Here is a 21,690-nt window from a genome sequence, read left to right as displayed (position 1 = left end):
ACCGCTCTCCAAGGACAATGCACTTGCTCGGGTCCTTGTCGTGAGCAGACTCCAGCCCGAGGCCGTCAGGAGCAGTTCTTGCCCTTGTTGATGCAGGTGGCGATGCGGTGCATCGTCTGGGCGGAGTTGACGTTGACGAAGTCGTTGTGGTCGGAGAAGGGGTTGTGGTTCTCCTCGGGGAAGGAGTCGAGGGCATACTGGCCTTTGACCTGCACGTCGCGGGCGATGTCGTAAGCCACGGTGATCCGCAGTTGCGGGATCGCCCGGAAGCCCTGTGGGCAGGCGCCGGTGGCCCTGTCGGCGAAAGCGACGTGGTTGCGGTGGTTGTCGCTGTCGATGTTCCTGCCGTCCCAGCAGCCGGGGAAGTCGTGGACGCGCTGCACCTGGCTGCCGGCGGGGCAGATCGGGTACTTGTCGGAGAGCCGGTCGGTGAAGCCCGAGCAGGTCCAGGTGGCACGGGCGTTGGCCGGACCACGGCTGGTGGGCTTGGCGTCGCCGGTGAGGGCCCGGAGGAACTTCGGCATCGGCACCACATTGCTGACGGGGTTGCCGCGGTACTCGATCAGCACCTGCGCCGGGCGGACGATGCCGCCGGTGTTGCCGGGCAGCTCAAGATTGGGCCCCTGCGGGTCGGGTAGCGCGGCGGCGGTGGTGGGCGCGCTGCCCGGTGTCGCCGGGGTGGTCGGGGCCTGGTCCAGCGTGCAGGCGGCGAGCGCTTCGAGACCCTGCGGACGGGAGGCCTGCCGCCCGATCGCGGTGGCGATCCGGTCGAGCGCGGCGACCCGCTTGGCGCGCAGCGGTCCGAGGATGGCGTTGTCGACGAAGGCCGGGCCGCCCTGGCCACGGCTGGTGACCAGGCGTTCGTTGGCCTCGGAGACCTGCCGGTCGAGGTCGTCGAGGTTGCGGTTCACCTCGGCGAGCGCTCGATCGGGTACGCCGCGCAACCGGTCCCGCACGGCGGGGCACTGGATGCGCGGATTCGCGGCCTGGGCCGCCTTGACGCTCGCCCGGTGGGCGCTGCCAGGCATCCGGGCGTGCATGTCGTCGTAGCTGACGTCACAGTCCACAAGCGAGACCAGGCCGGGCTGGTTACCGCCGGCCTTAGTGATCGTGGTGCTGATCCGCTTGATCATCGCGGCACGTCGGGCTCGCAGCGAGTCGATGACCTCCCGGTTGAAGGCGGCGTCGATGCGGCCCCGGCTGGCGGTCATCCGCTGGTTCGCTGCGGCCTCCTGGCGGTCCAGCTCCGCCAACAGGCGGTCGACGGTGGCGCGGGCCCCGGTGGGGACGGCCCGCAGCCGTTTGTCGACCGACGGGCAGACGACCATCGGCTGGGTCTGGGCGAGGGCCTGCTGGACCTGCTTGCCGCTGCGGACAGTTTTGTCGATCCGCACCACCGGCCAGAAGTAGGACGACCTGTCACCGTTGCGGCAGGTGGTGCCGGAGGCGTCCAGATCAGCGTCGGAGGAGTTCGCGGTGATGGCCAGGTTGCCGACGAAGTCGTGGACGTGTTCGGCGCCGTTGCGGATACCGGGCTGGGCCACCGGATTGTCCGGGCTGAACTTGCCGTTGCCGTTCGTGCCGCAGTCGACGGTGAACCGGCCGGTCGACGCACCGGCGGCCGGCCTCGGGTTCCGCACGTTCGGCGGCACATTCTCGATCGACACGAACTGGTCCAGGCTCGTGGCGGCATCCGCGGTGCCCTTACCGCCACCGGAGACGAAGGTGGCGGTGAGCGCGCCGGTGGCCGCCAGCACCAGTGCGGCCATGGCGAGCCGGGCCGGCCGGGTCTGGACCAGTGCGGTCCCGTTCTTTCTGCGGGTCATCGGAATCTCCTCAAGGCCGGAAAACGGCTCCGGTGATGTGCTGTCTCCCCTCGGTACGGGCCGGCGCACGGTCAACGGTCAACGGTCAACGGGCACGTCATGGTTCGGTAAGAAGTCAGGCATGAGCCGCGCCGCTCACTGGCCGAGGCGTGAGACACGTTGGCGATCATCGATCTCCTGCTGCATCGTCGACGTATGACAGGCGTTCGCTCGTCCTCGCTGTTCCGCCGTCTGCGGCCGGGTCTGCTGGCCGCCGTCGTGGTGTCGACGGCGGTGCTCGGCACCGCTCTGAGCGCCGCACCGGCGGCCGACGCCGGCACCGCTGCGCCCGCCGCGTACCCGGGGGTCGCCCCGGCGCCCGCTGGGGCCGCGGTGTCCGTCGCAGCGGCGGCCGGGACCGCCCCGCCAACGCCGACCACGCCGTCCAGTACGCCGAGCACCTCGCCCGTCCCGCCGAGCGCGCCCACCAACCTGACCGCCAGCGAGGTCCGGAGCGCGTCGGTAACCCTCACCTGGACGGCCGCCACGTCCGGCTGCTGCGCCATCACCGGGTACGACATCACGTACTACCAGGAGTTCGGCGACATCGTCTTCAGTGCCAGCGTCGGGGCCGTCACCAGCACCACGATCACCGGCCACCTTGGGTCGGGCCAGCAGTACACGTTCCGATTGATCGCCCGGGACAGCCTCGGGCAACGCTCGAACTGGTCGAACGCGCTGACAGTGGTCACACCGGTGACGGACACCGGCCCGGACACCACCCCGCCGAGCGCGCCACAGAATCTGACCGTCGGCGAGGTGACCGCCTCGACCGGCACGTTGTCCTGGTCGCCGTCGACGGACGACGTCGGCGTGCTCGGGTACAACGTCTACCAGTTCGACGGCTGGTTCACCTCGGTCCTGGTCGCCACCGTGCCGGGTACGACGTACACGGCGGACCTACCTGCGTCGACGCCGCTGCGGAACCAGTACTACGTGCGTGCCCGGGATGCGGTGGGCAACGTGTCGATCGCGTCAAACACTGTCACTCTGCCGACGAGGACCTCCACGCCGACGCCCCCGCCGCCCTCGACCTGCCGGGTGACCTACCGGAACCAGTCCGAGTGGCAGGGCGGTTTCGTGGCCACTGCGACGGTCCACAACGCCGGGGCGGCACCGATCGACGGCTGGGCCGTCACCTTCAGCTTCCCGGGAGACCAGCAGGTCACCTCGGGGTGGAACGCCACGATCGGCCAGACCGGGACCACAGTGACCGCTCGTAACGTCGACTGGAACCGCGTCCTCGCGCCGAACGGATCCGCGACCTTCGGTGTCCAGGGGCGGTGGGGCGTCAGCGACGCGCCGCCGACCGGCTTCTCGCTGAACGGTGCCCCCTGCACGGCGGGCTGAAGGAGCCTCGTGAACACACATTCGGCCACACCCCACCAACGCCGCGCCAGGGCCCTGATTGGGGCTGCCGCGGCTGGCCTCCTCGCCGTCGCCACCACGCTCGCCGGCGCGCCCGATCCCGTCTCCGCCGCGAACGCGCTCACCATGCGGGGAGCCGACGTCTCCTCGTTGCAGCGCAGCCTGGATCTCGGTGCCAGGTACTACGACGCCGGCGGGGTCGCCCGCGACCCGCTGGACATCTTGAAGTCCGTCGGCGTCAACTACGTCCGACTACGCGTCTGGAACAACCCGATCAGCGGCTACAACAACAAGAGCGCGGTGTTGGGTCAGGCGAGGGCGGCCAGGGCGAAGGGCCTCAAGGTGCTCATCGACTTCCACTACTCCGACACCTGGGCCGACCCTGGCAAGCAGTACAAGCCGGCCGCCTGGGCCGGCCACAGCCTGAGCCAACTGCGTACCGACGTCTACACCTTCACCTACGACGTCTGCTCCAGCCTTCGCGGGCAGGGCACCCCACCGGACAGTGTGCAGATCGGCAACGAGATCAACGTCGGGATGCTGTGGAACGAGGGCAAGGTCGTCAACAACGACTTCGCCCCGCTGGCCGGTCTGCTGAAGCAGGGCTACAACGCGACCAAGGCGTGCGGCAGCGGCATCCCGGTGATGATCCATACCGCCAACGCCGACAGCAACGCCAACGCCCGATGGTTCTACGACGGCATCCGCGCCCAGGGTGTGCAGTGGGACATCACCGCCCAGTCGTACTACTGCATGTGGCACGGCAGCTTGGCGAACCTCTACAACAACATCGTCGACCTGCGCGGGCGCTACGGCAAACCGGTGGTGATCGTGGAGACCGCGTACCCCTTCACCCGGAACAACGCCGACAGCGAGCCGAACGCCATCGGCGACGCGACCTGTGACGGCATCAGCGCGACCTGGGCCGGGCAGGCCCAGGAGTTCGACTGGGTGCAGAACACCGCCCGTAACGCGGGCGCCATCGGCGTCTTCTACTGGGAACCGACCTGGTACGCCGTCCGCGGCAACGGCTGGGACCCGGCCGACATCAACGACACCGGAAATCAGTGGGACAACATGGCCGTCTTCGACTGGTCCGGGCGGGTGAACCCGGGCGTGCGGTGGGCGCCCTGACGCCTTCTGCGTGCTACAGCAGCTGACCGCGACAACGCTCAGCAAGCGGCTGACGTCCAGACGAGGGGGTGTCCGCCCGTGCTGTTACCTTGCCGGCCGTGAATGATCAGCAGACGTGGATCGACCGAATCATCGAGGTGACCGGATGGTGCCACGATCCTGAGGGTGATGCCGGCTGGGAGCAGGTGGAGGGCGAGCTGGGGGTCGTGCTGCCGTCGGACTTCAAAGAGCTGTGCCGGCGGTTCGTGCCGGGGGCGTTCTGCGCGTACCTGGACCTTCTCCGGGCGACCGACGACCACGCGCAGCCGTTGCTTCGGACCTGGGCATCTTGTCGCCAGTGGGCAGCCGGGCAAGAGTCCGCGCAGCTGTGGGCCCCCTACGACCTGTACGAGCCCGACAGGGGGCCGGGGCTGATCCAGTGGGGCAGCGATCAGACCGAAGGGGAGTACTACTGGCTGGCGGACCGCGCAGTGGAGCCCGATCGGTGGCCTGTGGTCGCGCGGTGGGACGGCATCGAACCGTGGCACCAACTCGACATGTCGACGGCCGAGTTCGTCTACCGGGTGATCGCAGATCCCGCGTTCAAACCCTTCACGGTGGCCGACCCACCGCGGCGGCCCTTCTATCTGCCGCACTGGGGGCCGTTTCCGACGAGCGCCGAGGACTGGAACGCTCTCACCGACCCGAATCGCGGAAGCTGAACCACGTTCTGGGAGGGCTGTTGGTCAAGGACACTCGGCTGGACGTCGAGGTCGGCGAGAAGCGTTTCAGGGGTCCAACGGGGCGTCGTGGACGGCGATCGTCGCCACGATCGGGCGGCGGGCGAGGATCAGCAGGTGCGCGGCTGCCAGCTCACCTTCGTCACGAACATGGGCACATACAGGTCCCCGCCGCCGGGGCGAGCGCAGATCGCGCCGGAAAGCTGCGTCCCGAGGTAGTTGTAGGACCAGGTGATCTCGGCGTTGCGGGAGGTGCGGTTGTAGAAGTTGAAGGCCGGGACGTTGCCGGACCACTCGGTAGTGGTCACCAGAGACGGAGTCGCGGTCGGACCCTCTGCCGGGTGATCCCAGTTGGGCCAGATGCAGAACGTGCCCTGCGGACAGTTCCCGGGTAGCCAGGCTTCGTTTGATGCTTGGGAGCTTGCCGCCGAGGCGGCGGGCGCGGTGGCCAGCACGCCGGCGACGGACGCGGCGAGGGCGAGGGATTTCAGCAGCACAGTTCACCTACTTAAATAGACATCCATGGATGGATGTCAAAAGGCTACCGGTGGAAATTTGAAGGGTCAAGCACTTGGGGTGGGGTGCGGCAGACGCTACGGCGGTGAGTGAGCCCTCCTCGACAGCCAACTGCCGATGCTCGACCTGGTCGACATGCTGGCCCGGGAGTATGAAGCGATGGACCCCGGCGACGAGCGTTTCGCTGGTCTCCCGGTGAGGCTGGTCGAGACGCGCGAGGTGCGTCTCCTGCTGGGTGACAAGGGGTACGCCCGGAAGCCGGTCGGAACGGACGGTTGCCGTGGGTTTGGTTCGTCGCTCTCTGGCTATTTCGATCGAGCTGACGCGATCCACGGATGCCCGGGGACGATGGCGCTGTCCAGCGTCCGTGGGTCGATACTCCAATGACCAGCGAGCGTCAGCACGGTTTCCTCGTCTGGCCACGGCGAAGTCTCGTCATCGTCGTCCCACGGTTCGTCCTCGTCGGAGACGGTCCCGACTCCGAGCGCCTGCTCCTCCAGCGTGCGTTCGCCGACGTCGAACAGCACCTCGCCGCGCTCGCCGAGGTAGCCGAATGCTCGCTCCACCACGCCGCCCCGGGCACGCCCCCACCCGTGGTATTCCACGACGCGATGAGTACCGAAGTACTGCACCTCACCGAGCAGCTGGCTGAGCGCCGCCAGCCAAGCGGCGAATCGGTCGTCTTCGGGTGCGGGAACGTCTCTCGAAGCGGCGAGCGTCCACCGGTCAAGCGGCGGCGTTAGCAGCCACTGGCCTTGGCCGTCATACGCAGCGGTGATCGCATCACGCCAGTTGGCGGGAGTGGGACGGCTGAGGTTCAGCGCGGCCGCGACGGCATCGGCGTCCCGGTCACGTATGGCGAGCCACTCAAGCTTGTACCCGAAGCCGAGCGCGGCATCGGGAGCCATCAGCGGTTGAGGTAGGCGGTCAGGCCGCCGAGTTCCTCGCTGGCGATGAACACCGACCGCACGTTGAGGATGGCCTCCTCGACGTGGTCAGGGCAGCCCCACGCCGCGTCGCCCCACGAATCGGCGATCTTGACCTCGGCCGGCGCGGTGCATCCGGCGGCGCCGCCGAGCTGGCAGTACTCGGGGTGCGGCGTGGCGGCCTGGGCGGCCGCAGCGGCACGCATCTGGGTGGCGAGTTCCGCGGCGGCGGCGGCGCGCTGCTCAGCCTCGGCGCGCAGTTCCCGCTCCACGCCCAGCACCTTGGCCAGTTCGTCATTGGCCGACTTGGCGCGTGCCTCGGCGGCGAGTTTCGCCTCCTCGATGTGGTGGCGTTCGATGGCCAGGGCTGCGGTGCCGGCGAAGAGGCGGGTGAGGGCGAGGTCGGTGTCCTGCGGGATGCGCGGGGTGCGGTGATACATCGCGAAGGTGCCCAACAGGCCGCCGTCGCGAGCCAGGATCGGCGTGGACCAGCAGGCCGCCAGTCCAGCCTGGTCGGCCAGGTCCCGGAAGTCGTCCCAGAACGGATCGGTGGCGATGTCGGTGACGATGACTGGTTCCCGCCGGTGGGCGGCGGTGCCGCACGAGCCGACACCTTCGCCGGTCGCGATGCCGTCGATGGCCTGGTTGTAGAAGTCGGGCAGGCTCGGCGCGGCGCCGTGGCGCAGGTGCCGGGCGTCGGGATCGGCGAGCAGGACGGAGACGAGCACCTCCTGCGGTGCGAGGTTCTCGATACAGCGGGCCATCCCGTCGAGCACCTCGGCCAGGGGTGCCTGACGGGCGATCTGCTCCAGCAGGGCACGGTGTTTGGCCATCAGCCGTTGGGCATGCTTGACCTGCGTGGTCTCCACGCCGAGCACACGGATCCCGGTCACGTTGCCGTCGGCGTCCCGACGCGGCTCGTAGGTGAAGTCGAAGAATGCCTCCCGCGCCTGCGGGCCGCTGCCCAGCACGACCCGGACGTCACGGCCGGTGTGGGGCTCACCCGTGCGGAAGACCTGGTCCAGGAGCGCGATGAATCCCTGACCGGCCAGTTCGGGCATCAGCTCGGCGATCGCCACCCCGACCCTGGCACGCCCTTCGCCGATGGTGGCGAAGAACGCCGGGTTCGCCGTCTCCACCAGGTGCGATGGCCCCGCCAGAGACGCGAAGACGGCGATGGACTGCCCGAACAACGCCCGCAGGTCCTCCTCCGCTGCTTGCTCGGCCACCGCCGAACCCGCAGCAGCAGTAGACCGTTGGCCTGGTACTGCGGTCATGGTGTGGGCTCGCCTCTCGTCTGCGGATACGGGCAACGACCGACGGTGCCACCCGTCGGTGCGGGTGGCCGCGGCGCGGCGGGAGTTGGTTGAGGCCACCGCCGGTGCAGCGTACCCATGTGCCCGACATTCAGGTCCTACCCACCAACCAGGCACCGCAACCCGACGCCCTAACGGTTATGAGCGCCAACGATCCCAGTCCGGCCAGCGGTGTTCGTCAGCCCAGCTGATGGGTGTGTTCTGTCGGGGCGGGCTGCGGTTGCTGTTGCCAGGGATCACCGGAGGCACCGGCGGCGAGGTGCTTTTCGTAGCTGGCCACTTTGACGTTGATGAGGTCGAGGCAGTCGTGCAGCTGCGTGAGCTGATCGGTGATGTAGCGCTGGTGTTCGCGGAGCAACTTGAGCCGCTCGGCTTCGTTGCCGCTGCCCTCGCGAACGAGCTGGGCCAGGCGGCTGATCGTGGTGAGTGGCATCCCGGAGGCACGGAACTTCACGCAGTTCGCCAGCCACTCGACGTCCCAGGCGCTGTAGACGCGCCTGCCGGACCCGTCGCGCCGCACCTCGCTGGCTAACAAGCCCTCACGCTCGTAGAGCCGTAGCGTGTGCACGCTCAACCCGGTGCGCTGCGCCACCTGCCCGATGCTCAGGCCGCCGTCCGCCATGGCGTCGACGGTAGTCATTGACCTAGACCTCGGTCTAGCACCTAGCGTCCGCGGCATGACCAGCGACACGACCCACACCAGGTTCGGTGCCCACAGTACGGCCGGAGACGTCCTCGCCGGGATCGACCTCACCGGAAAGACCGCCCTCGTCACGGGCGGCTACTCCGGCCTCGGTCTCGCCACGACCCGCGCGCTCACCCGAGCTGGGGCTCGGGTGGTCGTCCCAGCTTTCCGGCCGGACGCAGCCCAGCAGGCACTCGCCGAAGTACCCGGGGTCGAGGTCGACCAGCTCGATCTCGCCGACCCTGCCTCCGTCCGCGCCTTCGCCGTACGGTTCCTCCGCAGCCATCCCGCCCTCGACATCCTGATCGCGAGCGCCGGCATCATGGCCTGCCCGGAAACCCGAGTTGGACCCGGCTGGGAAGGGCACTTCGCGACCAACCACCTCGGCCACTACGCGCTGACGAACCTGCTGTGGCCCGCGCTCACCGCCCCCGACACGGCTCGTGTCGTCTCGGTGGCCTCCGGTCGCAACCCGACGTGGCGTATCCGATGGGACGACGTGCAGTTCGAGCGCGGGTACGACAAGTGGGAGGCATACACCAAGTCGAAGCTCGCGAACATCCTGTTCGCCCGCCACCTCGACCTGCTCGGCAGGCCGCACCGCGTCCGCGCCTTCTCCGTCAACCCCGGCTGGATCCTCACTCCCCTGCAACGGCACCTCGCAGTCGAGGAGATGGTCGCCGCCGGCTGGATCGACGCCGACGGCACTCCCGCGCCGGGCCTGTTCAAGACCGTCGAGCAAGGCTCAGCGACCCAGGTCTGGGCCGCCACGTCACCCCACCTCGACGCGAACGGCGGCGACTACTGCGTGGACTGCCACATCACCGACGACAGCCCGCTGGACAGCAGCGAGGCAGCCCGCCTCTGGGCGCTGTCGGCGGAGCTGACCGGCCTCGATCTCATCGGGCGAGCCTGAACGGTGTCGCGGCCACCAACCTCAACCCTGAAGCGCCGCAGTCAGCAGTTCGCCCCCGCCTGAGCCAGACGCGGCCCCGCCGCACCATGAATCGCGGTGCTGCGGGTTTCGGAAGTCAGATCAGGGCTGCGGCGAGGGCGCGGAACGCGTCGGCGGGGAACGTCGTGTCGTCGCCGCCGTTGAGCACCTGGATCGCCACCTCGTCCGCGCCGGCCTGGTAGTGCCTCTCCAACCCGGCCACCACCTTCTCGACGCTGCCCCACGGGATCAGGGCGTCGACGAGGCGGTCACTGCCGCCGCCGGCGAAGTCCTCGTCGGTCCAGCCGAATCGCCGCAGGTTGTTGGTGTAGTTCGGCAGTGCGAGGTACCCGCTCGTGTACTGGCGGGCGGTGGCGCGCGCGGTGGTGGCATCTGCGTCGAGGACCACCGCGACCTCGGGGGCGAGCAGCCGGTCGGGTCCGATTGCCGCCCGGGCTTCGGCAGTGTGCTCGGCAGGGACGAAGTACGGGTGCGCCCCGGTTGAGCGGTCGCGGGAGAGTTCGAGCATCCGCGGGCCCAGTGCCGCCAGGATGCGCCGCTCGGGTGGAAGCCCGGCCGCGTCGAGGCCGTCGAGGTACTGCACCATTCGTGAGTACGGCTTGCGATAGTCGGTGCCGCCGCTTTCCACCACCACCGCGTGGCTGGCGCCGAGACCGAGCAGGAACCGGCCGGGATGGGTCTGCTCCGCGTCGTCGGCGAACGCCGCCGCCTCGGGTGGCGACGAGTGCCAGATGCTCAGGATTCCGGTCGCGACCCCGATGCGCGTGGTCCCGTCCAGGATCTCCCGGAAGCGGGGGGCGACGTTCTCGCCGAAACCACCGGAGAACCAGATTCGTGAGTAGCCCAGGTCCTCCAATTCTGTCGCGGCGTCGATGGCCGCGCCCTGACTCTCGCTAGCAAGGAAGAATGGTTGCCATACGCTGACGAGTCGTTGTGCCATACCGCAACCCTACGACCGATCGGCCGCTGACCGCGTCAGCTTGCGCTCCCCAAGCCCGACGTGAACAAGCCGCCGGCAGAGTCGGTGGTGCCAGAACCGAACCGATCCACGGTAGCCTCGCGGCGTGGTTTCAACCTGGTCGATGACTCTGCGGCTCAGCCTGATGTGGATATCGACTGTGCTCCTGCTTGTGCTGTTTGCGCACGGACTGCGTGTCGAGTACCTGCCGATCGAGGCGCTCACCGGCAGCGTCTGGGCGGCGCTCCTCGGCACGGGGGCAATCCTGTCGAGCAGGTTGGCCAGGTGGGGGCACGGCAAGAGTGCCATTGTGCTGCTGTGCGTGGCGGCCCTGGTTGCCTGCGATGTGGCGGTCGTCGTCGATAGTGCGTTGATCTACGACGTGGCCGGTTATTGGACGCTCAACGGTGGTGTCGGCCTGCCGTACTCATACGCGCCGTTGTGGTATCCGGCCTCGCTGCTGCCGTGGTTCGATGTCTTCGGCATCGACCAGACGGCCATCACAGCGGGCGATGTCGAGTGGCAGGCGGAGCACGTCGCTCCTGTGGCCGTGGTGTTGACCATCGCGTCGGCCCTCTTCATCGCCGTCGTGGCGAGGGCGCTGTTCGGGGGTTGGCAGGCCAGCCCGCAGCGTCGGCTGGTACGCACCGATCCCTAATTCAGGGCGTCAGGCCGGCCTGGATCGCCAGGATGGCGGCCCGTACGCGATCGCGGCTGCCGGTCTTGGCCAGCACGTTGGTCACGTGGGTCTTGACGGTGCTCATGGACAGGTAGAGACGTTCGGCGATCTCGTTGTTGTTGAGTCCGGCGCCGATCAGGGCGAGCACGTCGGTCTCCCGAGCGGTCAGCTGGTAGGCCGCCAACTCCACGCGGGTGGCCGGGCCGGTCGCACGGACCCGGTCGAGTACGGCGCCGGTGACCTCGGCGGAGAGGACCGCCTCGCCGGCCGCGACGGTGCGCACCGCGGCGATCAGGTCACGGGCGCTGGAACGCTTGAGCAGGAACCCGCGCGCGCCGGCGGCGATGGCGTCCAGGACGTAGGCGTCGTCGTCGAAGGTGGTGACGACGATGACGGCCGGGGCGTGCGGGATCGTGGCCAGCTCGCGGGTGGCTTGCAGGCCGTCGAGCACCGGCATGCGGATGTCGACGAGGGCGACGTCGATGCGGGAGTCTCGACGTACGGCGTCGAGGAACTGCCGGCCGTCCGCCGCCTCGGCCGCGACCTGGATGTCGGGTTGGGACCGCAGGATCAGGCTGAAGCCGTCCCGGACCAGCTCCTGGTCGTCGGCGATCGCGACGCGGATCACGTGTTCACCACCGGCAGGTTGACCTGCACCACGGTGCCGCCGCCGGGGCGCTGGCCCAGCTCCCAGCTGCCGCCGCGCGCGGAAACGCGTTCCCCGATGCCGAGCAGGCCCGAGCCGCTCGTGGGTACGCGGGGCGGCCCGATGCCGTCGTCGCTGATCCGCAGGCGGACGTGGTCGCCGACGCGGACCAGTTCGACCCAGGCCGACGTGGCTTTCGCGTGGCGGGCGATGTTGGTGAGGGCCTCCTGGGCGATGCGGTAGGCGGTCAATACTCCGATCTCGTCCAGGCCCGGCTCGGGGTCCAGCTGGACCCGCACCGTCACGCCCTGCTGGCGCAGCGGCTGGGCGAGCAGCTCGTCGATGTCGGACAGGCGCGGCGGCGCGCTCACCGCGATCGACGCGTCCGGATCGCGCAGGTGTACGACGAGCGTGTCCAGCTCGCTCAGTGCGGTGCGGCCACTGCCCGCGATCGCCCGCAGGGCCGCCCCCGGGTCGTCACTGAGCTGGCCCGCCTCGGCCTGCACCACCATCGCGGTGACGTGGTGGCCGACCACGTCATGCAGCTCGCGGGCCAGGTTGGTGCGCTGTTCGAGCCAGGCGGCCTGGCCGCGCAGGTCGTCTGTCTCCCGGGTCAGGGCGTGGCCGCGTGACCACGATCGCAACAGGATCGCCAGGAGATAGCCGGCCGTCACGAAGAAGAATGGCTGCTCGTACAGACCTCGCCCGTTGTACAGCGCGGTGGTGAGGGCGCCGGCCGCGCCGACCAAGCCACCCACCCACCCCAGCCACGGGTGTCGGGCCGGGTCCTCGCAGACCGAGACGAACACCAGGCCGGCGGCCGCAAGGCCCAACTGCACCGACTCGCCGGTGCTCACGATCACCACGAACCCAGCGCAGACCGCGAAGACCAGGGTTCGGTAGCGGGGGCGCAGCGCCGTGGCCCCGAGGCCGACCGGCAGCACCAGCCACGCCCAGCCCGACGGCACGGACACGCCGTCCTCGACGGTGGTGACCACCGCGGCGATGATCAGAACCACCGCAGCGTACGCGAGCCGTCGCACTCGCTCGGGGTCGCGCAACCGTTCGCGGATTCCAGTCATCACCCGCACAGTCTCCGCGACCAGCCGGAAGACCGGCCAGTACCCAGGTACCGGATCGGCCGGCACCCCGGTACCGCCCTCGGAACCAGATCGGCACCCCGGCACGTTCCGCGAAAACGCCAGCCGGACGACTCTGCAGAGGTGACTCTCGTCGACTCCCGCGCCGCCATCACCGTCGGCCCGCTTCGTACGGTTCCCAACTACATCACCGCCGTTCGCACGGTAGCCGCTGTCACCGTCGGTATCGTGGCCCTCGTCTCCGGGTCGGTGGCATTGATGGCGGTATCGTACGGTATCTACTGGATCGGCGACGTGCTCGACGGCTGGGCCGCCCGCCGGCTCGGACAGGAGACCCGGGCCGGGGCCGTCTTCGACATCGTGAGCGACCGCGCGTGCACCGCCGTACTCTGCGTGGGCCTGGTCTCCCTCGTGCCGGACGTCGCGGTCGTGGCTCTGGTCTTCCTGCTCTCGTTCCTGGTGCTGGACACCATGCTGTCGCTGGCGTTCCTGTGCTGGCCGGTGCTGAGCCCCAACTACTTCCACCTGATCGACCGGCGGGTGTGGGCGTTGAACTGGTCGCCAGCGGCCAAGGTCGCCAACACCGCCGGCGTCATCGGCGCCATCGCGTTCGGGCAGTACCTGCTCGCGCTGGCCGTCGCCGTCGCCGTCGTCGCGGTCAAGCTGTGGTCGGTCGCAGCGGTGGTCCGGCTGCTCGAACGGGACGGACGGGCATGAGCAGCCTCGCCGAGGCCGTGGTGGCGCTCGGCTACGGTGTCGCCTCGGCGCTCGTCCCGATCGTCAACGCCGAGGCCTACGCCGTGGTCGCCGGGCAACGCGGCGGCCACGCTCTCGTCGCCGTGGTCGCCCTGGCGCTCGGGCAGACCGTCGGCAAGCTGCTGTTGTTCGAGTCGGCGCGTCGCGGGTCGGGGCGACTGGCCCACAAGGTCGCGAAGCGGGGAAAGTCAGGTCGGGCGGCGGCTCGGGCCGCCCGGTGGACCGAACCGATCCGGCGCTGGCTCTCCCGCCGCCGCACCGCCCTACCGACAGTGCTGGCCTCGGCCGCGGTCGGGGTTCCACCGCTGGCCGTCGTGAGCCTCGCCGCCGGCACCGGGGGCCTTCGACGCTGGGAGTTCGCCGTCGCGTGCCTTTCCGGGCGGGTGATCCGTTTCGCAGTGCTCGTCCTGCCAGCGCTGCTGGCCTGACCCCGGCGTCAGAGGAGCCGACCGTCGTGGGCGAGCAGGGCGATCTGGGTGCGGTTGTCGAGATCCAGCTTGGTCAGGATGTGCGAGACGTGGGCCTTCACCGTCGTCACGCTCATCAGCAGCTCGCTGGCGATCTCGGCATTGGAGCGACCCTGCGCGATGGCCAGCACCACGTCGCGTTCCCGGTGTGTGAGCACTGCCAGCCGCTCGTGCGCCTGCTCGTAGGACTCGGCCCCCGACGCGACCCGCTGCATGAGGCGGCGCGTCACGCCCGGAGACAGCATCGGGTTGCCGGCCGCCACCGCTCGGACCGCCTGACTGATCTGCTCGGGCGGGGTGTCCTTGAGCAGGAAGCCGCTCGCGCCGGCTCGGAGGGCTCGCACCACGTGCTCGTCGGTGTCGAACGTGGTGAGCACGATGATCTCGGGTGGCCGGTGGCGGCGGCGCAGGCGCTCGGTGGCGGTGATGCCGTTGACGCCGGGCATCCTGATGTCCATCAGCACCACGTCGGGCAGGTGCCGGTCCACCGCCGTGATCGCCGCGGCGCCGTCGGCGGCCTCGCCCACCACGACGATCCCGTCGGCGCCGTCGAGCATCAGCGTGAGCATTCCCCGGACGAGGGGATCGTCGTCGACGATGACGACCCGGATCGGACCCGTCACGTCGGCCACGGCAGCCACGCGGTGAGGTGGAACCGGCCCGCGGCGTCGACGTGGTGGGCGACCCGACCGCCGGTGAGCGCAGCTCGTTCGGCGAGGCCGATCAGGCCGGTACCGGCGCTGTCGGCGGCACCGCTGTCGGGCGTGGTCGGGTTGCTCACCGCGATGCTCAGGCCGGAGCCGGGCGCGCCGCCGAGCACCAGCCGGACCGGTTGGCCGGCGGCGTGCTTGCGGGCGTTGGTCAGCGCCTCCTGCGCGATCCGGTACGCGGTGCGGCCGACCGTCGGGGGGATCTCGACCGGCGGGCCGAGCGGGTCGTCGACCTCGATCTGCTGCCCGGCGGCCCGCGCCTCGTCGACCAGGCGCGGCAGGTCGGCGAGGGTCTGCCCGGGTGGTGTGTCGGTCGGCGACTCGGTGTCGTCGCTGCGTAGCAGGGTGATGACCTCGCGCAGCTCGTCGAGGGCGTGGTGTGCGCTGGCCCGGATCACCCCGGCCGCGGCGCTGAGCCGCTCGGGCGGCGCGTCCGGCCGGTACTCCATCGCGCCGGCGGCCGCCGCCAGCAGGGAGAGCCGATGGGCCAGCACGTCGTGCATCTCCCGCGCGATCCGGCTGCGCTCCGCCGCCCGCGCCTCGCCGACCCGTCGTTCCTGCTCCTGCTCGGCGCGCCGGGCCCGGTCCCGCAGTGCCGCCAGCAGGGCGTTGCGGGCCTGCGCCCAGGTGCCCCAGCCGAGCAGGGCAGCGTAGGCGATCGTCATCAGCACCAACCGCCACCCGTACGGCAGGCTGGGCACCGGCCGCCAGAGCGCCTGCACCGCCTCGCCCGCCACGCCGACCGCCGCCACCGCCGCCGCCTGCCGAAACGGCCGGTTGCGGGCGATGAACAGCACCGCGAAGCTGGCCACCGGCGTGGCCACCGGAGACAGCGCGACGAGCAGGCCGGCCAGCACGCCACCGATCAACGGTCGGCGGAGGACCACCGGAACGAGGGCCAGGGCGGCCACCGCCAGCGCGACGTCGACGCCGACCAGGCCGGCGGAGCTGGACCGGGTGGCGGACCACAGCATGGTCGCGACGAGGACGCCGACCGCCACGGTCGTCACGACCACCGGGACGGAACGCCACGCCCGCGGCGGCTTGACCTCGCACGTCGCCGCATCCACACCGCGCACGCTACTGGGCTGGCGGCGGGCCGGACCACCTCCTTTGGTAGTACCCCCAGCCGCCAGCGGACGTACCCGCTGCGGCTTCTGGACCGACGCGTCCGACCCGGCCCGGTCCACAGACTCAGACCATGACGAACAACCTTCTCCTGGGACGGGCCGCTGTGGCGGCCGGCGCGATCGTGGTGGCGGTGGTCGAGTTCGCGCTTCTGCACTCGGCGGCCGGTGTCGACCTGGCGGTCAGGTCCGCTAACTCGACCCGGCAGATCACGGTGACCGCGGTCATCGTGGCCGCAGCGGTCGCGGCACTGGCCGGCTGGGCGCTGATCGCGGTGCTGGAACGCCGCACCAACCGCTCTCGCGTCTGGTGGACCTCGATCGCGGGCGCCGTCCTGCTGCTGTCGCTCGTGGTCGGGCCACCGAGTGGCGTCGGCGGGGGAGCGAAGGCCACCCTCGTTCTGCTGCACCTGAGCGTCGGCGTCATCCTCATCCTCGGCCTGCCCCGGCCTCGTCCGAAAGGGGCGAACCGATGACCACGCTGACCGTACGCAAACAGGACGGGGCCTTCGTCCTCGACTCCGGGGCGCGCGCCTCGCTGCGTACCGGCTGGACCTGGCGGTGCGGCGAGATCCGCACCAGCACCGGCCGCTGGACTGTCGCACCGACCGACCGCCGACGCATCGGGTTCGCCTCCCAGGGCGAGCACGGCGTGCCGGTACGGCTCGACCCGCGCCGGTCGCACGTGCCGGGGCCCGGCGGGACGGCCCGCTGGGCGCCCGGTCGCTGCGGCGGTGAGCTGGTACGCGACGGGCACCGCCTCGCGGTACGCCTCCCCGGCCGACGCGGCGGGCCGATCCGCGTCGACGTCACCGGCGAGTGGGCCGAGCTGGAGCTGGTGGTGCTCACCGCCTGTTTCGCGCTGATGAGTCAGCGGCGGCGACGCACCCTGATCGTGATGGCGGTCGTCAGCGCGGGGAGTGGGTGACCGCCCGCCGCCAGGTGGTCCCGCGTCGCTCTAACTCCTCGGCGTCACGCCGGCGCGTACCGGAAGATTTTCCGACCGCAGGCGAGTCGGACCGGCGCGTAGCCGGGGGACTGGTTGGTGGAGGGGCGACGACGTGGCCGCGACGCGTGTCCACGGCGAGCAGCGTGAGGGCGGCCAGCGTCAGCAGCCCGCCGGCGAGCGCCAGCGGGCGTGCCCCCGAGGTGGGCAGGAGGGCGCCGCCGAGCAGTGATCCACCGGCGATGCCGGCGTTGAAGGCGGTGCTGACCCCGGCCGACGCGATGTCGGTGCTGCCCGGGGCCAGTTGCAGCATCCGGTTCTGCACGGCGGAGCCGAACGCCGCGTACGCGAGGCCGATCCCGGCGAGAAGCGCGACCACGCCCGGCTTGAGCGCGCCGAGCGCGTAGAGCCCGAGCAGCGAGGCCGTGCCGATGGCCAGCGGCGTCAGCAGCGAAGCGATCGGTCGGCTGTCCAGGGTCCGGGCCGCGACCAGGGTGCCGACGACGCCTGCCGCGCCGGAGACGAACAGCAGCGGCGCCAGCACCGCGTCGGCGAAGCCGCTGACGTCGAGCAGGAACGGTGTCACGTAGGTCTGCAGCGTCATGAAGCCGCCGATGCCGAGGGCGGTGGCGATCAGCAGGACGGCGAAGCGCCGGCCGTCCGGTGCGGTGCCCCGGGCGGCGCCGCCGGCGGCCGGGGGATAGGAGGGGAGAAGGAGCAGCACCGCGGCGGCGATCGCCACACCGATCCCGGCCAGCACCGCGAACGCCGCGCGCCAGCCGGCTTGCTGCCCGAGCCAGGTGCCGAGGGGTACGCCGAGCACCGGGGCGAGCGTCGCCCCGGTCGCGAACAGCGCCACCGCCCGACCGCGCACCGCGACCGGGAACGGCCCGATCACTGTCGCCGTGGCGACGGACCAGAACAGCGCCTGGGCGAGGGCGGTCACCAGGCGGGAGCCGGCCAGCACGGCGTACGTCGGCGCGAGCGCGGCGGCGGCGTTCGCGGCGGCGAACAGGAGCATCGTGACGCCGAGCAGGTGCCGGCGGGGGACGCGCTGAGTCAGTCGGGTCAGCGGCACGGACGCCAGCACCACCACCACGGCGTACCCACTGACCAGCAGACCCACCTGTGAGCGGGACCGGTCCAGATCGGGTGCCATGCGGGTCAGCAGACCGACGGGCAGCAGCTCGGTCGTGATGAACGCGAACGCGGCGAGGGAGAGCGTGACCAGCACGGCCCTGGCCCTTCGCGGCGACACCTCCGGTGCCATGGCCCACCCCCCATTCCAGTGGGTCACCGTAATCGAGGGCCCGACCCCCGCTCCGCGCGCGGGTCTCTGCTGCCGTCGAACCGGTCGGCTGGCCGGGCCGGTCGCGGCGGTCGGCGACCGGCCCTGTGGTCAGGATCGCGTGCGGAACGGGGCCAGGACGGCGCGGATCTGATCGGCCGCACCCCAGTCGTCGTCGAACTGGGCCAGCACGGCGAGGTGTTGTCGCAGCTGGATGACCGGCATTCGGGCCTCCCAGCCGGCGTCGAGCGAGGTCAGCTCGGCGTAGACCTCGAACATCCGTCGCGCCTCCGGCGGGGGCGAGGTGGACCACACGTGCGCGAGGTCGACCTCGGCCCACACGTACGACACGGCCGGGTCGATCAGCGCCGGCTCTCCGTCCGCGGTGGCCAGGACGTTCTGTGCCCACAGGTCGCCGTGCGTCAGACACGCCGGACGCTCCGGCAGCAGGTCGGGCAGGCGGTCGCAGAGCCGTTCCAGCGCCGAACGGTCCTGGGCGTCGAGCGCCGCCTCGACGCGGGGCTCGTCGAGCCAACGCAGCAGCCGGTGCTCTGCGAAGAAGGCGAAGCCGTCGTCGTTCCACGTGTTGACCTGGCGGCGACGGCCCAGCCAGTTGTCGTGGTGCCAGCCGAAACGGGGATGGGTCGTATTCAGGTGCAGGCGGGCGAGCAGGTGTGCGAACTGTTCCCAGAAGGCCTCGCTGCGCGGCCTCTCGCTCAACACCGACAACACCAGGACGTCCCGATCCGCCAGGATCACCTCGGGTGTTGCCACACCGCCCAGCTCGCGCAGGGCGGCCAGCCCTTCGGCCTCGGCGGCGAAGACGTCGCCGGCCGGCGGGTCGGCGAATGCCTTGACGAACACCGGCGGGGCATCCCGGCGGCTGGCGATGCCCGCGAGAGCCGCGAGCCCGCCGGTCACCGGCTGCACCGCGACGACGTCGCGCATACCGGCCAGGTGCAGACGCTCCAGCAGGGTCACGGGGGGACACTCCTCAGGTCCGGCGTACGGGGTCGTCCGATCCTATGTGGCTAGTCACGATGCGCCCTGGCGGTAGCGGGGGTGTTGGACACTGCGGGGCATGGGTCACGTGTCGGTGGATCAGCAGCAGCTGGAGCGGACCGTCCGGGAGTTCGGCGCTCGGTGGACCAGAGACGCCGCCGACATCGAGGCCTACCTGGCCGCACAGGTCTCCGACGCCAGCCATCGTGAGGTCGTCGGCCCGCTGCGTGCCGCCAGTGGAGCCAGTGGTGTTGTCCGGGTGGGCGGTCGGGAGGTCGCAGCCTGGGGCGACCCGGACGTCCCGGAGATGGCGTTCAGCGTCACCAAGTCGGTCGTGTCGGTGGTGGCCGGCCTGGCCTTCGACGACGGGCTGTTGGTGCCGGACCAGCCGGTGCACCAGGTCGTCGACGTTCCCGAGTTCCGGGGGCCGCACAACGAGCAGATCACCTGGCGTCATCTGCTGCAGCAGTCGAGCCAGTGGGAGGGCGAGCTGTGGGGCAAGCCGACGAGCGTCGACGCGCAGAGTTTCCGCGAGCGGACCGAGGTGCACGGCACACCCCCGGGCCAGGGGTGGGCGTACAACGACGTGCGGATGAACCTGCTCGCGTATGCCCTGACGCTGCTGTTTCGCAGATCGTTGCCGGAGGTGCTGCGGGAGCGGGTCATGGACCCGCTGGGTGCCTCCGACCGGTGGTCGTGGCACGGGTACCGGACGAGCGTCGTCGACCTCGACGGACGCCCGGTCGAGGTGGTCTCCGGTGGCGCGCACTGGGGCGGGGGCCTGATCGTCCCGGCCCGGGACCTGGCCCTGATCGGGCAGCTCTTGCTGGACCGGGGAACCCATGCCGGGACCCGGCTGCTCAGCGCCGAGTGGGTCGACCAGTCCTGGGCTCCGTGCCCGGTCAAACGGGAGTACGGCTATCTGTGGTGGCTGAACGATGAGCAGGTGCCGTGGCCCGGAGCCCCGGCGACCGGCCGCAGCGCCCGGGGCAACGGCGGACGACACCTGCTGTGGGTCGACCCGGCCCGGGAACTCGTCCTCGCCTCCCACTGGACCGAAGAACCGCTCGATCTGATCCGGGAGGCCTCTCGTACCGTCACGAGCCCCACCGGTTGACGGGTCTTGATCCACCGGTGGGCGCGGTCGAGAATCGACGTCGTGGATTTGCCTCAGGACTGGGTTTCGCTGCTGGGCGAGCTCGACCGGCAGGTGTCGTCCGGGCTGCGCTCACCGGACACGGCGGCGTTGCCCGAGCTGATGAGCAGCTATGACGTGCCGGGAGTCAGCATCTCCGTCGGCCACGTGAGCGGGCCGGTGTGGGCGGCAGGGTTTGGCGTCATGGCGGCCGGGACGTCGAGTCCGGTGACCGCGAGCACCGCCTTCGCGGCCTGTTCGATCAGTAAGCATGTCGCGGCGTTCGGCGCACTGCGACTGGTCCAGGCCGGTGTCCTGGACCTCGACGCCGACATCGGCGAGTACCTCACCACGTGGCACCTGCCCGGCCGTGACGACCAGCAGGGAATCACGGTACGACAGCTGCTGGCGCACACCGCCGGGCTGTCCGACACCTGGTACCGCGGCTACGCCGCAGATCGCGCCCCGTCGCTGTTGCAGGTCCTGGAAGGCGGCGGCGCGACGACGACCGCACCGGTTCGGCCGACCCTGTTGCCGGGTAGCCGCTTCCGGTATTCGGGCAGCCACTACTCGGTGCTCCAGCAGCTGATGGTGGACGCGACCGGAACCCCGTTCGAGGACCTCCTGCGTACTCTGGTGCTGGAACCGCTGGCTATGGCCGACAGCAGCTTCGACCAGCAGTTTCCGCACCAGCGACCGGATCAGGTGGCGCATGGTCACCACGGCGGCGGCACCAGGATTCCTGGCGGCTGGCGAACGCAACCGGAGCTGGCCGCGGCCGGGCTGTGGAGCACCCCGACCGACCTGCTCCGGCTCGACCTCGAAATCGCCCGAGCCGTCTCGGGAGGTTCGAAGCTGCTCGACCGGGACCTGGCCACCCAGATGTGGACGCCGCAGATTTCTGGCGGCACCTACGGCCTCGGTACCGAACTCGACGACCGCGCCGAGCGTCGGCGTTTCGGACACACCGGGTTGAACGTCGGCTATACCTGCTTCTCCTACGTGTGGCCGGAGAGCGGCACCGCGGTCGCGGCGATGACCAACTCCGAGGATGGCTGGGAGCTGCTGGTCAGCATCCGCGCCGCAGCAGACCGTCGCTACGCCACCACCAGAATCACCGCCGCGCCGCCTGCCGATGTCACGGGCCGCTACGTGCTGCGGGACGACTACCCGATCGACATCGCGCTCGCCGACGGCCAGCTGACCTTCGCCGCCGCGACCCAGCAACCGGTTGTCCTCCTGATGGACCCGGACGGTCACTACCGACACCCGGACCTCGATCTGGAGATCCGGTTCGTCCGGACCGACGACCAGCCGTACGTCCTCGAACTGCGCCAGGAAGGGGTCACGCAGACCGCGAGGCCAGCAACCCAGCAACCGGAGTAGCCAAGT

General features: G+C 70.4%; 23 protein-coding genes. 11 read left to right on the top strand and 12 right to left on the bottom strand.

Translation table 11 applies throughout. The annotated features are described in order from the left end of the window. Positions 1 to 65: 65 nt before the first annotated feature. Positions 66 to 1,826, bottom strand: a complete 1,761-nt coding sequence (locus GUI43_RS06320) for a DUF1996 domain-containing protein (RefSeq protein WP_112698290.1) — start codon at positions 1,824 to 1,826, stop codon at positions 66 to 68. Between the two features lie 195 nt (positions 1,827 to 2,021). On the opposite strand from GUI43_RS06320, the gene GUI43_RS06315 reads away from it, so the two are divergent. The 3 genes from GUI43_RS06315 to GUI43_RS06305 all read left to right on the top strand — a co-directional run bounded on the left by GUI43_RS06315 (position 2,022) and on the right by GUI43_RS06305 (position 5,068). Beyond that, positions 2,022 to 3,215: a cellulose binding domain-containing protein gene (locus GUI43_RS06315; RefSeq protein ID WP_112698289.1), complete on the top strand. Its 1,194-nt coding sequence runs from the start codon at positions 2,022 to 2,024 to the stop codon at positions 3,213 to 3,215. A 9-nt stretch (positions 3,216 to 3,224) separates the two neighbouring features. Next, positions 3,225 to 4,367: a glycoside hydrolase family 53 protein gene (locus tag GUI43_RS06310; protein WP_112698288.1), complete on the top strand. Its 1,143-nt coding sequence runs from the start codon at positions 3,225 to 3,227 to the stop codon at positions 4,365 to 4,367. 98 nt (positions 4,368 to 4,465) lie between these two features. Beyond that, on the top strand, positions 4,466 to 5,068 hold the full coding sequence (locus GUI43_RS06305; protein WP_112698287.1) for a hypothetical protein: 603 nt from the start codon (positions 4,466 to 4,468) through the stop codon (positions 5,066 to 5,068). Between the two features lie 128 nt (positions 5,069 to 5,196). Here the strand turns inward: GUI43_RS06305 and GUI43_RS06300 are convergent, their stop codons facing one another. The 4 genes from GUI43_RS06300 to GUI43_RS06285 all read right to left on the bottom strand — a co-directional run bounded on the left by GUI43_RS06300 (position 5,197) and on the right by GUI43_RS06285 (position 8,484). Then, complete coding sequence (locus tag GUI43_RS06300) at positions 5,197 to 5,583, bottom strand: hypothetical protein (RefSeq protein ID WP_112585172.1); 387 nt, start codon at positions 5,581 to 5,583, stop codon at positions 5,197 to 5,199. A gap of 324 nt (positions 5,584 to 5,907) precedes the next feature. Next, positions 5,908 to 6,510: a hypothetical protein gene (locus tag GUI43_RS06295; RefSeq protein WP_112601604.1), complete on the bottom strand. Its 603-nt coding sequence runs from the start codon at positions 6,508 to 6,510 to the stop codon at positions 5,908 to 5,910. After that, the gene (locus GUI43_RS06290; RefSeq protein WP_249037667.1) at positions 6,510 to 7,757 is read right to left on the bottom strand and encodes a GAF domain-containing protein; all 1,248 of its coding nucleotides are present in this window, start codon (positions 7,755 to 7,757) and stop codon (positions 6,510 to 6,512) included. The genes GUI43_RS06295 and GUI43_RS06290 overlap by 1 nt, the downstream gene beginning before the upstream one ends. Positions 7,758 to 8,022: 265 nt before the next feature. Next, complete coding sequence (locus GUI43_RS06285) at positions 8,023 to 8,484, bottom strand: MerR family transcriptional regulator (RefSeq protein WP_244220555.1); 462 nt, start codon at positions 8,482 to 8,484, stop codon at positions 8,023 to 8,025. A 37-nt stretch (positions 8,485 to 8,521) separates the two neighbouring features. On the opposite strand from GUI43_RS06285, the gene GUI43_RS06280 reads away from it, so the two are divergent. Next, the gene (locus GUI43_RS06280) at positions 8,522 to 9,445 is read left to right on the top strand and encodes an SDR family NAD(P)-dependent oxidoreductase (RefSeq protein ID WP_112698285.1); all 924 of its coding nucleotides are present in this window, start codon (positions 8,522 to 8,524) and stop codon (positions 9,443 to 9,445) included. A gap of 115 nt (positions 9,446 to 9,560) precedes the next feature. On the opposite strand, the gene GUI43_RS06275 is transcribed toward GUI43_RS06280, so the two are convergent. After that, positions 9,561 to 10,424 carry a TIGR03620 family F420-dependent LLM class oxidoreductase gene (locus tag GUI43_RS06275; protein ID WP_112698284.1) on the bottom strand — a complete coding sequence of 288 codons (864 nt, stop codon included), beginning with the start codon at positions 10,422 to 10,424 and terminating at the stop codon, positions 9,561 to 9,563. A 124-nt stretch (positions 10,425 to 10,548) separates the two neighbouring features. Here GUI43_RS06275 and GUI43_RS06270 point away from each other — a divergent pair, with 124 nt between their 5' ends. Next, on the top strand, positions 10,549 to 11,100 hold the full coding sequence (locus GUI43_RS06270) for a hypothetical protein (protein WP_112698283.1): 552 nt from the start codon (positions 10,549 to 10,551) through the stop codon (positions 11,098 to 11,100). 1 nt (position 11,101) lies between these two features. Here the strand turns inward: GUI43_RS06270 and GUI43_RS06265 are convergent, their stop codons facing one another. Beyond that, positions 11,102 to 11,749 (bottom strand): response regulator transcription factor, encoded by a 648-nt coding sequence (locus GUI43_RS06265; RefSeq protein WP_112585182.1) that lies wholly within the window; start codon positions 11,747 to 11,749, stop codon positions 11,102 to 11,104. Beyond that, positions 11,746 to 12,849 (bottom strand): sensor histidine kinase, encoded by a 1,104-nt coding sequence (locus GUI43_RS06260; RefSeq protein WP_146765866.1) that lies wholly within the window; start codon positions 12,847 to 12,849, stop codon positions 11,746 to 11,748. Before GUI43_RS06260 ends, GUI43_RS06265 begins: the two co-directional genes overlap by 4 nt. Before the next feature lie 141 nt (positions 12,850 to 12,990). On the opposite strand from GUI43_RS06260, the gene GUI43_RS06255 reads away from it, so the two are divergent. Both GUI43_RS06255 and GUI43_RS06250 read left to right on the top strand, forming a co-directional pair. Next, positions 12,991 to 13,584, top strand: coding sequence for a CDP-alcohol phosphatidyltransferase family protein (locus GUI43_RS06255; RefSeq protein ID WP_112698281.1), 594 nt, complete (start codon positions 12,991 to 12,993; stop codon positions 13,582 to 13,584). Further along, complete coding sequence (locus tag GUI43_RS06250) at positions 13,581 to 14,051, top strand: VTT domain-containing protein (RefSeq protein WP_112698280.1); 471 nt, start codon at positions 13,581 to 13,583, stop codon at positions 14,049 to 14,051. The genes GUI43_RS06255 and GUI43_RS06250 overlap by 4 nt, the downstream gene beginning before the upstream one ends. Positions 14,052 to 14,059: 8 nt before the next feature. Here GUI43_RS06250 and GUI43_RS06245 read toward each other — a convergent pair whose 3' ends face one another. Both GUI43_RS06245 and GUI43_RS06240 read right to left on the bottom strand, forming a co-directional pair. Then, positions 14,060 to 14,722: a response regulator gene (locus tag GUI43_RS06245; RefSeq protein WP_112698313.1), complete on the bottom strand. Its 663-nt coding sequence runs from the start codon at positions 14,720 to 14,722 to the stop codon at positions 14,060 to 14,062. Next, positions 14,710 to 15,870 carry a sensor histidine kinase gene (locus GUI43_RS06240; protein WP_249037666.1) on the bottom strand — a complete coding sequence of 387 codons (1,161 nt, stop codon included), beginning with the start codon at positions 15,868 to 15,870 and terminating at the stop codon, positions 14,710 to 14,712. Before GUI43_RS06240 ends, GUI43_RS06245 begins: the two co-directional genes overlap by 13 nt. Positions 15,871 to 16,001: 131 nt before the next feature. Here GUI43_RS06240 and GUI43_RS06235 point away from each other — a divergent pair, with 131 nt between their 5' ends. Both GUI43_RS06235 and GUI43_RS06230 read left to right on the top strand, forming a co-directional pair. Then, complete coding sequence (locus GUI43_RS06235) at positions 16,002 to 16,403, top strand: DUF6069 family protein (protein WP_112698279.1); 402 nt, start codon at positions 16,002 to 16,004, stop codon at positions 16,401 to 16,403. Then, positions 16,400 to 16,855, top strand: coding sequence for a hypothetical protein (locus tag GUI43_RS06230; protein ID WP_112585190.1), 456 nt, complete (start codon positions 16,400 to 16,402; stop codon positions 16,853 to 16,855). Before GUI43_RS06235 ends, GUI43_RS06230 begins: the two co-directional genes overlap by 4 nt. Here GUI43_RS06230 and GUI43_RS06225 read toward each other — a convergent pair. Both GUI43_RS06225 and GUI43_RS06220 read right to left on the bottom strand, forming a co-directional pair. Continuing rightward, positions 16,836 to 18,143 (bottom strand): MFS transporter, encoded by a 1,308-nt coding sequence (locus tag GUI43_RS06225; RefSeq protein ID WP_249037665.1) that lies wholly within the window; start codon positions 18,141 to 18,143, stop codon positions 16,836 to 16,838. The two genes, GUI43_RS06230 and GUI43_RS06225, sit on opposite strands and share 20 nt — an antisense overlap. A gap of 129 nt (positions 18,144 to 18,272) precedes the next feature. After that, a complete protein-coding gene (locus GUI43_RS06220) occupies positions 18,273 to 19,142 on the bottom strand; it encodes a fructosamine kinase family protein (RefSeq protein ID WP_244220557.1) in 870 nt (289 codons plus the stop codon). 100 nt (positions 19,143 to 19,242) lie between these two features. Here GUI43_RS06220 and GUI43_RS06215 point away from each other — a divergent pair, with 100 nt between their 5' ends. Both GUI43_RS06215 and GUI43_RS06210 read left to right on the top strand, forming a co-directional pair. Next, positions 19,243 to 20,280: a serine hydrolase domain-containing protein gene (locus GUI43_RS06215; protein WP_112698278.1), complete on the top strand. Its 1,038-nt coding sequence runs from the start codon at positions 19,243 to 19,245 to the stop codon at positions 20,278 to 20,280. 42 nt (positions 20,281 to 20,322) lie between these two features. Beyond that, on the top strand, positions 20,323 to 21,684 hold the full coding sequence (locus tag GUI43_RS06210) for a serine hydrolase domain-containing protein (RefSeq protein WP_112698277.1): 1,362 nt from the start codon (positions 20,323 to 20,325) through the stop codon (positions 21,682 to 21,684). Positions 21,685 to 21,690: the final 6 nt, after the last annotated feature.

Source organism: Micromonospora noduli (assembly GCF_003264365.1).
Taxonomy (GTDB): Bacteria; Actinomycetota; Actinomycetes; order Mycobacteriales; family Micromonosporaceae; genus Micromonospora; species Micromonospora noduli.
Note: the sequence above shows the minus strand (reverse complement) of the source record. Positions and strands in the feature narration are given on the sequence as shown.

Coding starts and splice junctions, on each gene's coding strand:
- GUI43_RS06320 (WP_112698290.1), bottom strand. CDS start 1,826: ATGACCCGCAGAAAGAACGGGACCGCACTGGTCCAGACCCGGCCGGCC.
- GUI43_RS06315 (WP_112698289.1), top strand. CDS start 2,022: ATGACAGGCGTTCGCTCGTCCTCGCTGTTCCGCCGTCTGCGGCCGGGT.
- GUI43_RS06295 (WP_112601604.1), bottom strand. CDS start 6,510: ATGGCTCCCGATGCCGCGCTCGGCTTCGGGTACAAGCTTGAGTGGCTC.
- GUI43_RS06285 (WP_244220555.1), bottom strand. CDS start 8,484: ATGACTACCGTCGACGCCATGGCGGACGGCGGCCTGAGCATCGGGCAG.
- GUI43_RS06280 (WP_112698285.1), top strand. CDS start 8,522: ATGACCAGCGACACGACCCACACCAGGTTCGGTGCCCACAGTACGGCC.
- GUI43_RS06275 (WP_112698284.1), bottom strand. CDS start 10,424: ATGGCACAACGACTCGTCAGCGTATGGCAACCATTCTTCCTTGCTAGC.
- GUI43_RS06260 (WP_146765866.1), bottom strand. CDS start 12,849: ATGACTGGAATCCGCGAACGGTTGCGCGACCCCGAGCGAGTGCGACGG.
- GUI43_RS06250 (WP_112698280.1), top strand. CDS start 13,581: ATGAGCAGCCTCGCCGAGGCCGTGGTGGCGCTCGGCTACGGTGTCGCC.
- GUI43_RS06235 (WP_112698279.1), top strand. CDS start 16,002: ATGACGAACAACCTTCTCCTGGGACGGGCCGCTGTGGCGGCCGGCGCG.
- GUI43_RS06230 (WP_112585190.1), top strand. CDS start 16,400: ATGACCACGCTGACCGTACGCAAACAGGACGGGGCCTTCGTCCTCGAC.
- GUI43_RS06225 (WP_249037665.1), bottom strand. CDS start 18,143: ATGGCACCGGAGGTGTCGCCGCGAAGGGCCAGGGCCGTGCTGGTCACG.
- GUI43_RS06215 (WP_112698278.1), top strand. CDS start 19,243: ATGGGTCACGTGTCGGTGGATCAGCAGCAGCTGGAGCGGACCGTCCGG.